This is a genomic window from Larkinella sp. (genome assembly GCF_965227735.1).
In the GTDB taxonomy this organism is placed as follows: Bacteria; Bacteroidota; Bacteroidia; order Cytophagales; family Spirosomataceae; genus Larkinella.
This window is the reverse complement of sequence record NZ_OZ245776.1, coordinates 7,234,173-7,247,503: the sequence shown is the minus strand read 5'-3', so window position 1 is coordinate 7,247,503 and position 13,331 is coordinate 7,234,173. Positions and strand designations below refer to the sequence as shown.

At 51.6% G+C, this 13,331-nt stretch carries 11 protein-coding genes; 6 read left to right on the top strand and 5 right to left on the bottom strand.

What is annotated here, in order from left to right; genetic code table 11:
• Nucleotides 1-42 precede the first annotated feature (42 nt).
• The 3 genes from ACO064_RS28655 to ACO064_RS28645 all read left to right on the top strand — a co-directional run bounded on the left by ACO064_RS28655 (nucleotide 43) and on the right by ACO064_RS28645 (nucleotide 5,523).
• The gene (locus ACO064_RS28655) at nucleotides 43-1,629 is read left to right on the top strand and encodes a serine hydrolase domain-containing protein (protein ID WP_421830615.1); all 1,587 of its coding nucleotides are present in this window, start codon (nucleotides 43-45) and stop codon (nucleotides 1,627-1,629) included.
• A gap of 69 nt (nucleotides 1,630-1,698) precedes the next feature.
• Nucleotides 1,699-4,737 (top strand): PAS domain-containing protein, encoded by a 3,039-nt coding sequence (locus ACO064_RS28650; protein WP_421830614.1) that lies wholly within the window; start codon nucleotides 1,699-1,701, stop codon nucleotides 4,735-4,737.
• 234 nt (nucleotides 4,738-4,971) lie between these two features.
• Nucleotides 4,972-5,523: a cupin domain-containing protein gene (locus ACO064_RS28645; protein ID WP_421830613.1), complete on the top strand. Its 552-nt coding sequence runs from the start codon at nucleotides 4,972-4,974 to the stop codon at nucleotides 5,521-5,523.
• Nucleotides 5,524-5,553: 30 nt separating this feature from the next.
• Here ACO064_RS28645 and ACO064_RS28640 read toward each other — a convergent pair whose 3' ends face one another.
• The 3 genes from ACO064_RS28640 to ACO064_RS28630 form a co-directional block, all read right to left on the bottom strand.
• Nucleotides 5,554-6,546 carry an aldo/keto reductase gene (locus ACO064_RS28640; RefSeq protein ID WP_421830612.1) on the bottom strand — a complete coding sequence of 331 codons (993 nt, stop codon included), beginning with the start codon at nucleotides 6,544-6,546 and terminating at the stop codon, nucleotides 5,554-5,556.
• A 107-nt stretch (nucleotides 6,547-6,653) separates the two neighbouring features.
• Nucleotides 6,654-7,535 (bottom strand): 1-aminocyclopropane-1-carboxylate deaminase/D-cysteine desulfhydrase, encoded by an 882-nt coding sequence (locus tag ACO064_RS28635; RefSeq protein WP_421830611.1) that lies wholly within the window; start codon nucleotides 7,533-7,535, stop codon nucleotides 6,654-6,656.
• 6 nt (nucleotides 7,536-7,541) lie between these two features.
• Nucleotides 7,542-7,991, bottom strand: a complete 450-nt coding sequence (locus ACO064_RS28630) for a hypothetical protein (RefSeq protein ID WP_421830610.1) — start codon at nucleotides 7,989-7,991, stop codon at nucleotides 7,542-7,544.
• A 140-nt stretch (nucleotides 7,992-8,131) separates the two neighbouring features.
• Between ACO064_RS28630 and ACO064_RS28625 the strand changes: the two genes are divergently transcribed.
• From ACO064_RS28625 to ACO064_RS28615, 3 genes are all read left to right on the top strand, one after another.
• On the top strand, nucleotides 8,132-9,172 hold the full coding sequence (locus ACO064_RS28625) for an RluA family pseudouridine synthase (RefSeq protein WP_421830609.1): 1,041 nt from the start codon (nucleotides 8,132-8,134) through the stop codon (nucleotides 9,170-9,172).
• Nucleotides 9,173-9,306: 134 nt separating this feature from the next.
• A complete protein-coding gene (locus ACO064_RS28620; RefSeq protein WP_421830608.1) occupies nucleotides 9,307-9,756 on the top strand; it encodes a GNAT family N-acetyltransferase in 450 nt (149 codons plus the stop codon).
• A gap of 65 nt (nucleotides 9,757-9,821) precedes the next feature.
• Nucleotides 9,822-12,014: a transglycosylase domain-containing protein gene (locus ACO064_RS28615; RefSeq protein WP_421830607.1), complete on the top strand. Its 2,193-nt coding sequence runs from the start codon at nucleotides 9,822-9,824 to the stop codon at nucleotides 12,012-12,014.
• Between the two features lie 21 nt (nucleotides 12,015-12,035).
• Here the strand turns inward: ACO064_RS28615 and trmD are convergent, their stop codons facing one another.
• Both trmD and rimM read right to left on the bottom strand, forming a co-directional pair.
• Nucleotides 12,036-12,710, bottom strand: a complete 675-nt coding sequence (gene trmD, locus ACO064_RS28610) for a tRNA (guanosine(37)-N1)-methyltransferase TrmD (RefSeq protein ID WP_421830606.1) — start codon at nucleotides 12,708-12,710, stop codon at nucleotides 12,036-12,038.
• Nucleotides 12,700-13,290, bottom strand: coding sequence for a ribosome maturation factor RimM (rimM, locus tag ACO064_RS28605; RefSeq protein WP_421830605.1), 591 nt, complete (start codon nucleotides 13,288-13,290; stop codon nucleotides 12,700-12,702). Before rimM ends, trmD begins: the two co-directional genes overlap by 11 nt.
• Nucleotides 13,291-13,331 lie beyond the last annotated feature (41 nt).

The window sequence follows — 13,331 nt, the reverse complement described above, 5'->3', positions numbered from 1 at the left end:
TTTTCACAAATGCGTCCTATTTTAGCGCAACCGAATACAGCCATGAAAAAACACCTCCTCTCCCTTGCCCTACTCTATACGTCGCTCGCCAGCGGCCAGCCCAAACCCGCTTCGGGGGATCGACTTCCAGCCTCCTATTCAACCACTTACCAGACGCCGGTTTTTGCCGATCCCCAGCGAAATGAAAAGATCGCAGCGGTTTTTCCGATCATCGACAGTTTATATCGCCAACATGCCGAAAAGAACCACTTTCCGGGTCTGGCGTTTGGCATTGTGGTCGATGGCAAGCTGGTTCACGCGGGCGGTTTTGGCCATACGGATGTGGCGAAGAAAACCGCGGCAACGCCGAAGTCGCTGTTTCGCATCGCGTCGATGAGCAAGAGTGTGACCACGATGGCGATTCTGAAACTGCGGGACGAAGGCAAATTGCGGCTCGATGATCCGGCTTACCTCTACATTCCCGAGTTGAAAAAACTGCCGTATCTGACTTCGGATTCACCTCTGATAACGGTTCGGAATCTGATGACGCATTCGGCGGGTTTTCCCGAAGACAATCCCTGGGGTGACCGGCAACTGGACGACAGCCCGGCCGATCTGCTCAAACTGATTGCGGGGGGGCTGTCGCTTTCGAATGTTCCGGGAGTTACCTATGAATACAGCAACCTGGGGTTTGCGATGCTGGGTGCCATCATCACCAAAGTTTCCGGAAAACCGTACCAGCAGTACATCGACGAAGCGATTTTCAAACCGCTGGGCATGACGCAAACCGTTTGGGAATACACCAAAATACCGCCGACCCTGCTGGCGCACGGCTACCGCTGGCAGGATAACACCTGGCTCGAAGAACCGCTGCTGCACGACGGATCATACGGCGCGATGGGCGGGTTAATCACATCAGTGGAAGATTTCAGCAAATATATGGCTTTCCATGAGTCGGCCTGGCCTGCCCGCAGTGCTGCCGAAACCGCCCGTGGCGACGGACCGCCCATCAAACGCAGTTCGGTGCGTGAAATGCAACAACCCTGGACGTTTAACAGCCTCAGTGCCAATTTCAAGTACCCCAGTGGCCGGGCCTGCCCGATGGTGAGCAGTTACGCTTACGGCCTGCGCTGGAGCCGCGATTGCGACGGGCGGGTTTATGTGGGGCATACGGGCGGACTCCCCGGTTTCGGCAGCCAGTGGTGGATCATGCCGGAATACGGGATTGGCGTGGTGGCCTTCGGGAACCTCACCTACGCCAGCATGGGTTCGGTAAACTGGGCGGCACTGGATACGCTGATTACGACGGCGGGTTTGAAACCCCGCATGATTCCGGTTTCCAAAATCCTGGCGCAACGCAAAGCCGAGTTGCTTCAACTTCTCCCCGATTGGAAGAATGCGGCTGAAAGCAACCTCTTTGCGGAAAATTTCTTCCCCGATCTGTCGCTGGAAATCCGCCGAAAAACGGTACAGGATTTGTATGCCAAAGTGGGACCCGTTGTTCGTGTCGGAGAGTTGGTTGCCGAAAATCAACTGCGGGGGCGGTTCCTGATCGAAGGCGAAAAAGCAAATATCGACGTCTTTTTTACGCTTACGCCCGAAAACCCGGCCCTGATTCAGCAACTGGATTTCAGGGAAGTGAAGAAGTAAGCAGAGGTATCGGGTGTCTTTTTTTTATTTCGTATCTTTATCATTAAACAGCCATTTTCTAACATCAACTTGGTAAGTAAACAGACACCGAACCCTAACCTGTTCCCTTTTTTGGCGGGCGGTGGCGAAGCGGGCCAACTCCTGCGGGCTTTCGACTGGTCCCAATCCCCTCTGGGCGAACCCGATCAGTGGCCGCAAAGTTTAAAAACCGCCATCAGCATCGTGCTTCGGTCCAGCTATCCCATGTTTATCTGGTGGGGGCCGGAATTGATCAACCTTCACAACGATGCCTATGTGCCGCTGATGGGTCATAAGCACCCGGCTTTTCTGGGCAAACCCGCCAACGAACTCTGGTCCGAAATCTGGGAAGAAAGCCTGCTTCCAATGAAAAACCTGGTTTTTGAACAGCAGGAATCAATCTACGGCCAGGACTTGATGCTGTTGCTGGAACGAAAGGAATTTCCCGAAGAAGGCTATTTCAATTTTTCGTATAGCCCGATTATCGACGAGAACGGGGAAGTAGGCGGTTTGTTCTGCGCCTGTCACGAAGAAACGAACAAGGTGTTGCAACAACGCCGGTTGCAGACGCTGAATGCGCTAACCAGCCAGGTTTTATCCGCAAAAACAAAAGCCGATGCAGGCCGGATTGCCATTGACATTCTGGGCCAAAATTACAAAGACATTCCGTTTGCCGCCTTTTATTTGATCGATCCGACCGGACAGGAAGCCCAATTGGTTCATTGCTCGGGGATTCTGCCGGAACAAAATCCGTTCGAAAAAACCGTTTTGCTCGCCGATAACGCCACCGGTGACTTCTGGCAACTCAACTCCATCGTTGAAACTGGGCAGCCGGTCCGGATTCAGGGTGTATCGAAAAAAATCACAACGCTGGTCCAATCCCTGACCGACCGGCTGCCCGACAATGCCTTCATTTTACCGGTTCAAAAAGCTGGTTCGGAAAACAAAATGGGTATTCTGGTGGCGGGGCTCAATCCGCATCGCAGTTTCGACACAGATTACCAGCACTTTGTGGAGCAGATCGGCTCACAGATTGCTACGGCCATTGATACCATCGAGCGCCACGAAAACGAATTTAAACAGGCAAAACAGCTAGCTGACATCGACCGTCAGGCGCAACTGGCGATTGCACAAAACCGCCTGAAAGCGGAAGAACACATTCGCAATGTGATCAATCAGGCCCCGGTGGGCATTGCGGTTTTGCAGGGAAATCGCTTTGTGTTTGAAGCCGCCAACGCTGCCTATCTCAATCTGATTGGAAAGTCGGCGGAGCAGACGGTCGGCAAAGAAATACTGGATGCCTTGCCGGAAATTCGCAATCAGGGCATCCTGGAGTTGCTCGATCGGGTTGTCGAAACGGGCGAACCCTTTTTCGGCAACGAATTTGCCGTAGCCCTCAACCGGTTTGGAAAAACGGATACGGTTTATGTTAACTTTGTTTACCAGCCTTTGCGCGAAGCCGATCAGTCGGTGAGTGGTATCATTGTGGTAGCCAATGAAGTAACCGAATTGGTCAAATCCAAACACGCCACCCAGGAAAGTGAACGGCAATTCCGGAATCTGGTCATTCAGTCGCCGATTGCCATGGCGATTTTCAGAGGAACCGATCTGATCATCGAAATTGCTAACGAAACTATGCTGAAAACGCTGTGGAAACGGCCGTTTTCGGAGGTTCAGGGCAAAAAGTTGCTGGATGTATTCCCGGAATTGAACGATCAGCCATTTCCCGCTTTGCTGGCCCGCGTTCTCGAAACGGGTCAATCCTATACGGAAAAGGAAGCGCTCGCCTATGTGAACACCCCGGAGGGCATGGGCAAATACTACCTTGATTTCGAGTATGCTCCCCTGTTCGGAACCGACCAGGCGGTTTCCGGCATTATGGTGACCGTTAATGACGTAACCGAAAAAGTAGAATCCCGGATTTCGATTTACGAGGCCGAACAACGATCCCGGCTGGCGGTCGAAGCCGCCGAAATGGGAACGTATGACTGGGACATTGAGCATGGCATTTTCAAGTATTCGGAACGGCTCGTAGAAATTTTCGGACTGGCCCCGAATCAGCCCCATCAGCATACCGATTTTAGTGGATCCATCCATCCGGATGACCTGCCGATTCGGGCTAAAGCGCACGAAGAGGCTTTCAAAACGGGGCGTCTGTATTATGAGGCCCGGCTGGCCAGGCCCGACCACGCTGTTCACTGGGTGCGGGCAATTGGAAAAGTGATTTTTGATGCGCAACAAAAACCCGTCCGGTTGCTGGGATCGGCCATCGACATTACACAGCAGGTCGAAGCCCGGAAAAATCTGGAAGAAACAGCCGAAGAACTGGAAAAACGGGTGATGGAACGGACGCTCGAACTCCAGAACACGAATGCCGAACTGGTGCGCACCAACCACGAACTGGAGCAATTTGCCTACATCGCCAGCCATGATTTGCAGGAACCGCTGCGGAAGATTCAAACGTTTACGGAACTGTTAACCGACACCGCTCACAATGAAGAATCGTCGAAAAACCTGTTGTCTAAAATTAGTTCTTCGGCGCAGCGCATGTCGGCTTTAATCAAAGATGTGCTGGAGTATTCACGCCTTTCCAGAACGGATGAACTCTTTATAAAAACCGATCTCAATTTGATTTTAGCGAACGTCAAAACGGATTTCGAGTTATTAATTGAGCAAAAAAAGGCGGTTATTATTCAGGATGAATTACCAATCTTAAACGCAATTCCACAGCAATTAAATCAGCTTTTTTCCAATCTGATTGGCAATTCACTCAAGTTTTCGGAAAAGAATCCCGAAATCCGTATTTCATCGACCCTTCTTTTGCCGGAAGTAGCCCGAACGATTCCGAATCTGCAACCCGGTCGGGCTTATGTAAAACTGAATTTTAAAGACAACGGTATCGGTTTTGAACAGCAATACGCCGAACAGATTTTTACCATTTTCCACCGGTTAAACGGGCGAAAGTCGTACAGTGGAACGGGAATTGGCCTGGCATTGTGCAAAAAAATTGTTGAAAATCACCACGGAGTAATCAACGCCGAAAGTGAATTAAACCAGGGAGCCTCTTTCACAATTTATTTACCGGTTTGATTTCAATCAAACTTCATTATTCGTTATTCAATATTCATTATTCGCTATTAGTTATTCGCTATTTTAACTTCATAAATAAATTAATATTGAATAATGAATGTTGAATAACGAATATTGAAGTTGAATAACGAAGTTGAAACAAGGTCTTTGGGTTGTTGTTTCAACCGCTTCCTAACAATGTCTTGGTATCTGCAAACAGGCCCTGCTATCTTCGCCTGACAACAAATACACACCATGGCACATCGAGGAAAAGAAATTCGGAACCCGAAAACCGGGCAGATCATTCAGTTTGTGCAGACTCAGGCCGATACCAACGGCCAGCTTCTGGAACTGATCACTACTTATGAGGCTCAATCCAAAGAGCCTATGGCCCATTACCATCCCCATCAGGATGAATATTTTGAAGTGTTGCAGGGCGCATTAACCATTCGTTTGGGTGGTACCCTTCAGATCCTCCAGCCCGGCGACAAAATTCACATCAGAAAAAACACCGTTCATTCCATGTGGAATGCCACCGACGACAAAACCGTCGTCGCCTGGAAAACGATTCCGGCGATGGATACAGAATATTTGCTGGAGCTAAACACCGGTCTGGCGACTGACGGCAAAACCAATGCCGACGGGGTGCCGGGCCTTTTGCAGGCAGCCCTCATGATGAATCATTTTGACCAGGTATTCCGCCTGGCCAAACCGCCCTTCGCCGTTCAGAAAATCGTGTTTGGACTCTTGACGCCGTTTGCGCTACTGCTCGGCTACAGGCCGTTTTACCGGAAATATTTGGTTTAACCCTGTCAGCGGTCGAAGACCCTGACAGGGTTAAACCAACACGACCGCTTCCAGTTGCTCGTTGATAAAAGCCGTCTCTTCCGCCGTCAGCCGGACGTCGATGGCTTTGGCGTTTTGAACCGCCTGTTCGGCATTCCGCGCACCCACGAGGGCGACGGTAATGCCGGGGCGGTCGATCGTCCAGCGAATCACCAACTGACTCAGGCTTACCTGCTTCTGTTCGGCCAGGGGAATGATTTTATCCAGGAAGGGCCATACCCGGTCGATGTTTCCATCTTTGTAAGCTTTGTAATTAACCCGGTGATCTCCTTCGGCAAACTGGTGTCCCGGTTTGATTTTGCCCGCCAGCAAACCGCGTTCCAGCGGGCTGTAGGCCAGAATCGACTTCCGGTTTTCGAGGCAATACGGCACCAGTTCGGCTTCAATCTCACGCTTGACCATGCTGTACGAAACCTGATTAGAAGCCAGTTTCAACGTTTGTTCGGCCTCCTTCATCTGCTCGACGCTGTAGTTGGAAACACCGGCCTGCCGGATTTTCCCCTGCTCGATCAGCCGACTCACGGCTTCCATTGTTTCGGAAATCGGGGTGGTAACATCCGGCCAGTGAATCTGGTACAGGTCAATGTAATCCGTTCCGAGTCGTTTCAGGCTGTCTTCACATTCTTTGATGATGCTTTCCTTGGCCGCGTATTTGTACACATCGATCGGCGTCCCATCGTTGTTTTTCGTATGAAAAGCCAATGTTCCTTTCGCCAGATCCCATCGCATCCCGTACTTGGTCAGAATCTGCACCCGATCGCGGGGAATGTCTTTGATGGCTTCTCCAACAATTTCTTCGCTGGTACCCTGGCCATAAACCGGGGCTGTGTCGATGGACGTAACGCCCAGATCATACGCTGCCTGAATGGCTTCGACGGCTTCTTTTCGCTCCGTTCCTCCCCACATCCAGCCGCCAACCGCCCAGGCGCCAAAGGCGATGGCCGAAACCGTTACGTCCGACTCGCCCAATTTCCGATATTCCATCTGTCTATGCTGAGTTGATTGATTTTCTTTAAAAGAGGGCTGGGTGGTGATTTTACTGGTCTTCGTTTTCGTCCCGAAACTCGCACGACTACGCTGGAAAGTCAGTTTTATTCATCCAGCTTGTTACTTCTCCCCTGCAAACCGCCGGTGTGAATCGCGATAACTTTACTGTCTGGTAAAAAGTAGTTTTTTCGGGCCAGATCGTAAATGCCGTACAGCATTTTTCCGGTATACACCTGCTCGATTCGCACGCCGGTTTTCTGTTCAAAACCGCGAATGAAGGTCAGCAATTCGGAGGTGGTTTTGGCATATCCGCCAAAGTGGTAGTCAGTTTGCACGTTTTCGGGCCGGTTCAGGTCTGGAGTAAAGCCTTTCAGAGCCGAGAAGCCCAACACCTTCAAGCCATGCGGGGCCGACTGTTCCAAACCCGCCAACGTTCCGCCCGTGCCAACCGGACAACAGATGTAGTTTGGTAAAAAATCAATTTGCTGCAAAATTTCCGGGATAATTTCCGCCGTTCCGCGCACGGCCAACGCATTGGTGCCACCTTCCGGCAGGTCGTAATAGGTGCCGAAGCGTTGCCGAAGCCCCTGTTGAAAAACCGCATCTGCCAGGTTTCGGAATTGCTGCCGGGTAACGAAATGAAGCTGCATTCCCTGCGAACGGGCGAAGGCCAGCGTTGGCGTGTCGCGCTCCCGGTGGTCTTCCCCCCGAATGACGCCAACGGTCGAAAAACCGTATTCGCGACCGGCAGCCGCAACGGCATAAATGTGGTTAGAATAGGCCCCGCCGTAGGTTAATAACGTTTGGTGACCCAACCGACGCGCTTCAACGAGGTTATAGATGAGCTTGCGCCATTTGTTCCCCGACACCGCCGGATGTAACTCATCATCCCGCTTCAGATAAAGCTGGATAGACACTGCTTCCGGAAAAGGGTTCGGCAGAAATTGCAGTCGGGAAAAATCAGAAACCGCCAGCAAGTCGTTCACGTCCGTTTATTTCCCGTCGCCCTGTTTTTTCGCGAAAACTGATCCGGCATACCCGTTATGTCCATTGATGGCATAGCGAAGAACCAGAGTTTCGTCGATAAGTTCCCCCTCGCCGGAAATGGTATACTTGTCGCCTAAATAGTTGGTAAAAGCCTGGTCTAAAATCACCAGTTTGTTGTTTGTTACCGTCGCCTGGAGCGGTTCTTTGACCAGATTGGCCAGATTTTCGATGGTAAATGTTTTCGCTTTTTCCGGATTTTTACGCAGCGTCAGCAAATAACTTTCTTTCGGATCGGCTTCCTGCACGGTAAAAATACCGCCATACTCGATTTCCGGAACGACGACTGCATCGGGTTCGCAACTGGAAAGGGTCGTCAGTGCGAAGGGCAGAATGAAGGCAATTTTCAGACAGGTAGCCCGTAAAGGCCACATGCGGGGTGGGATATACGTTTTCATTTGTATCAGGTTGCAACACGTCGTTTTCTTTACGACGACACAAAAGTAACAAGGTCACGCGATATTTTAACAAAAACCAGTGACCGTTCGCTAAAACGTCTGATTCTTGGTACTTTTGTAAGATGTTACAACCTGAGACCATGGCCCAGCAGGATGAAGAACCGGTGCTTGCTGACCCGGATGAAGACGAGCTTTACGAACATTTCCGCCTGGTGGTCGATCCCGGCCAGAATCTGGTACGGATTGACCGGTTTTTGACCGAACGATTGCCGAACGCCACCCGAACCAAAATTCAGAACGGCATTGACACGGAAGCGGTGAAGGTCAACGGCAATGCCATCAAGGCGAGTTATAAAATCAAACCACAGGATGTGATTACGGTTTCGTTGCCGCATCCGCCCCGCGACACGGACATTCTGCCGGAAGACATTCCGCTGAACATTGTTTACGAAGACGATGAAGTGCTGGTGCTGAACAAACCGGCCGGCATGGTGGTGCATCCGGCGTATAGCAACTGGACCGGTACACTGGTAAACGCCCTCGTGTATCACTTCCAGAACTTGCCCACCTCGCGCAACGGCAGCATCCGCCCCGGCCTGGTGCACCGGATCGACAAGGACACCTCCGGTTTGATGGTGATTGCCAAAACCGAATACGCCATGACTCACCTCGGCCGCCAGTTTTTTGAACACACCATCGAGCGAACCTACAATGCCCTGGCCTGGGGCGAACTGAAAGAAAACGAAGGCACCATCAATGGGAACATTGGCCGGAGTCTCCGCGACCGGAAAGTACAGGCGGTTTTTCCCGACGGCAGTCAGGGCAAGCGCGCCGTTACCCATTATAAAGTTTTAAAATCGCTGCATTACGTTTCACTGGTGGAATGCAAGCTCGAAACCGGGCGAACCCACCAGATCAGGGCGCACATGCAGTATCTGGGGCATCCGCTTTTCAGCGACGCCACCTATGGCGGTGACCGCATTCTGCGCGGAAATGCCAATGGTTCCTACAAATCGTTTGTTCAGAACTGTTTCGCCCTGATGCCCCGGCAGGCCCTCCACGCCAAATCGCTCGGTTTCGAGCATCCCCGAACACGCGAATGGCTCCAGTTCGAGTCTGAGCTACCGGAGGATTTTCGGTCGGTGCTGGAGAAATGGGAAAAATACCTCGAAAACCGGTGAACGGTTTTTTACTTCGTTATTCGATATTCGTTATTCATGATTCGATATTCAAATGCCGGTGAAATATCGAATCATGAATAACGAATATTGAAAGCTAGAAATAACTCACTTAAAACATAATTTCTTCTCCCCGAATGACCATCCGCAAAGGTACCCCCGCCGATGTTCCGCAGTTGTTTGAACTGGTTCAGGAACTGGCCCTGTATGAAAAAGCACCGCATGAAGTGACCAATACGCCCGAACAGATGTTGAAAGACGGTTTTGGAGACAACCCGCTTTTTGGGGTGCTGGTGGCCGAAATCGAAAACAAGATCGTGGCCATGTCGTTGTATTATTACCGGTATTCGACCTGGAAAGGCAAGCGGTTGTATCTGGAAGATATCATTGTCAACGAAAGCTTTCGGGGCCGGGGATTGGGTAAGGCTTTGTTCGATGCCACCATTGCAGAAGGCCGCCAAACAGATTGCACGGGCATGATGTGGCAGGTGCTCGACTGGAATGAGCCCGCCATCCAGTTTTACAAGCAATTTAACACCCGCTTCGATACCGGTTGGTGGAATTGCCACCTGGATTTTGATAAATAGCCGTAACTTCGCACCACACCATGAAAGTGCCGGAACGCCTTTTCGGACCACTTTACTCGCTTACAATGCAAGTCAATAAAAAACGTATACTGATTATTTCAGGCTGGGTGCTGCTGGGACTTGTGGTTCTGGGGGGCATTGGAGCCGGCATTATCTACACCAAACGGGAAGCGCTGCTGAAAGAAGGGCTGGCCAGAGGCATCCGGAAAGCGAAGCGGGATTATAACCTGAACGTTACCATTGGCAAAGCCCAATTTACGGGCCTGTCAACCGTGGCTTTTTCCAATGTCACCGTCGTTCCGGAATCGCGCGATAGTTTGTTGCGGGTCGGCAAAACCGAAGTCGGGGTCAGCATCTGGCCCCTGTTGTTCGGCCGGGTAGCGGTTTCATCCCTCACCCTGCAAAATGGCCTCGCCCACATCGTCCGGCGGGACAGCACCTCCAACATCGACTTTCTCCTAAAATCACAGAAAAAGGATTCGACCGCGTCGGCCAGTGATACCGAAACCAGCACGCGCCGGGTCGATCTGGCGGATGTAGCCGAAAATCTGGTCGATAACCTGCTGGCCAAGATTCCGGACAACATGGATATTCAGAATCTGGAACTCCGGCTGACCGACGACGACCGGCAACTTAGCTTTCTGACGGAAACGGCCACCATTGACGACGAAGAATTGACATCGACCATTCGGATCAACGGCAACGAGTCGGTCTGGCACCTGATGGGCACAGTAGCGGCCTCGGACCAGGAAGCCAACGTAGCCCTCTATGCCGACGGAAAACCGCTCGAATTGCCGTATCTGGAACAACGCTTCAAACTGAAACTCCAGGCCGATACGCTGCGGGCCGAACTCCGCGATGTGGCCAGTTCTGGCGGTGAGTTCAAGATTGAAGGTGCCGGAGCGGTCCGGAATCTGCGCATCAATCACCCGGCGGTGGCACTGGGCGACGTGGTGGTTGAACGGGCCGCCATGGATGCCAATCTGTTTTTCGGGGAGAATTACATCGGAATCGACAGTTCCTCCACCATTTACCTCGGAAAAGCCAAAGCCCGGCCATTCATCAAATACACGGTTTCACCGGTAAAAATCTACGACGTTCAGATCCACACCGACCCGCTCGACGCGCAGGATTTGTTCGATTCCTTTCCGCAGGGCCTGTTTGAATCGCTGGAAGGCATGAAGGTTGCCGGTAAACTGAAATATGATGCGGTGCTTCACCTAGACAGTTCCCTCCCCGATTCGGTGCAGTTCAACTCCAGCCTGACCCCGGATCAATTCAAGATTCTGCAATTTGGGAAGGAAGATTTCAGCAGGGTCAACAAACCGTTTGAGCACGAGGTCTACGAAAAAGACAAGCTGGTGCGCAAGTTCATCGTTGGCCCCGCCAACCCGGATTTTACGCCACTCAATTCCATTTCGCCCAACCTGCGCAACGCCATTCTGACGGCGGAGGATTACAACTTTTTTACCCACAACGGTTTCAACGAGAAAGCGTTTCGGGTGTCGCTGGCGACCAATTTTAAAACCAAAAAGTTCAAACGCGGGGCCAGTACCATTTCGATGCAGTTTGTAAAGAATGCGTTTTTGAATCGGAACAAAACGCTTTCGCGGAAAGCCGAAGAAATTCTGATTGTGTGGCTCATTGAAAACCAGCGCATTATCAGTAAAGAACGGATGTATGAAATTTACCTCAACTTCATCGAATGGGGTCGAAACATCTATGGAATCGGGGAAGCTTCCCGGTATTATTTTGCCAAAAGCCCTTCTAATCTCGACATTGGTGAAAGCATTCTTTTGTCGTACGTCGTTCCGTCGCCTAAAGCCACCCTCAGCCGGTTTTATCCGGATGGGTCCGTCAGAACGTATTTGCGGGGTTATTTCAGGCTGATTGGGCGGATCATGGCTTCGCGGGGTTTGACGCCCTATGACACCACGGCGTATGGATTCTACGGCGTGCGGCTGCGGGAAGGATTACGACAGGAAGTTGCACCGGTTGACTCCATCGAGATTGACTCGCTGATGATGCCGGAAGAAGAAACGGATGAAGCTACCAATGGCATCAACGATTTCTTCCGCCGGGTTTTAGGACGCGACCGGGCCGAGCCTGAAGTGGTCACGCCCGAGCAGGAACCCGCCAGGGGAGCCGCCATTCAAACCGATTCGATTCCGAAATCGCGTCGGCAATTGCGCAAGGAAAGGCGGGAACAACGACGGAAAGAAAAGGAAGAACAGGAAAACAATCCGCCGTCGCAGTGAGCCGACGGGTGTCGCCCGGTTTCAGGAAAGCAAATCCGGGCGACGCTGTTTGGTTCGCTCCAGGGCTTTTTCAAACCGCCACTCATTGATCTTCGCTTCGTGGCCTGAGAGCAGCACATCCGGCACGGAATGCCCTTCAAATTCGGCCGGGCGAGTATAGACCGGCGGAGCCAGCAAATCATCCTGAAAAGAATCCGTCAACGCCGAGGTTTCGTCGTTCAGAACCCCGGGCAACAAGCGGATGATGGCGTCGGAAATAACCGCAGCGGGGAGTTCGCCCCCCGACAGCACATAATCCCCCACGCTGATTTCTTTGGTAATGAACAGCTCCCGAACCCGCTCATCGACGCCTTTGTAATGACCACACAGAATGATCAGATTTTGAGCTAGCGAAAGCCGGTTAGCCGTTTTTTGTTCAAAACGCTCACCATCAGGCGTCACATAAATCACTTCGTCGTAGGAACGTTCGGTTTGCAGGGCACGGATGCAGCGGGCAATGGGTTCGATGGACATCACCATCCCGGCCCCGCCCCCAAACGCATAGTCATCCACCCGCCGGTGTTTGTCGAGCGTATAATCGCGCAGGTCATGAACAACCACTTCCACAAAACCGCCCTGCTGGGCGCGTTGCAAAATGGAATGGGCAAAGAAACTGTCCAGCAACCGGGGCAGGCAGGTTAAAATATCAATCCTCATCAAGTAATTCCTCTTCGTCGTCGGCGTCAGTTTTCTTCCCGATTTTGGCGGAAGGTTCTTCCAGGTAAATATCGACCAGGCCATCCGGCAGTCGAACGTGCAGGATTTTGTTTACCTTATCCGCCGATGGGGTCAGTTCGTCATTCACCGGAATCAGGACTTCCTTGCCCTGGTAATCCATCGAAATTAAATTCTGGGGCGCTACATTGTAGACGGTACGAACTGTGCCGAGATCACCCAGTTTTTCGTCCCGAACCAGAAAACCGACAATTTCGTGGAAATAAAATTGTCCTTCATCCAGTTCGTCCAGATTGTCGAGGGGTAAAAACAAGTCACAGTTCACCAGCTTCTGCGCTTCCTCAATCGTTTCCACGCCTTCCAATGCCACGATGCCCCGGTTGCGGTTCACCGAAATCGACTCGATGAAATACGGAACCAGATCGCCTTTTACTTCGATCAGAACCGAATCCATTTCGGCATAGAGTTCCGGCATATCGACATCAAGGAAGAACACCAGTTCGCCCCGCACGCCGTGCGTTTTCGTTATTTTTCCTAATTGAAAACAATCTTCTTTGGTCACAACTTACAACATTTTGCATCCCGCCGATGATTCGGGATAGG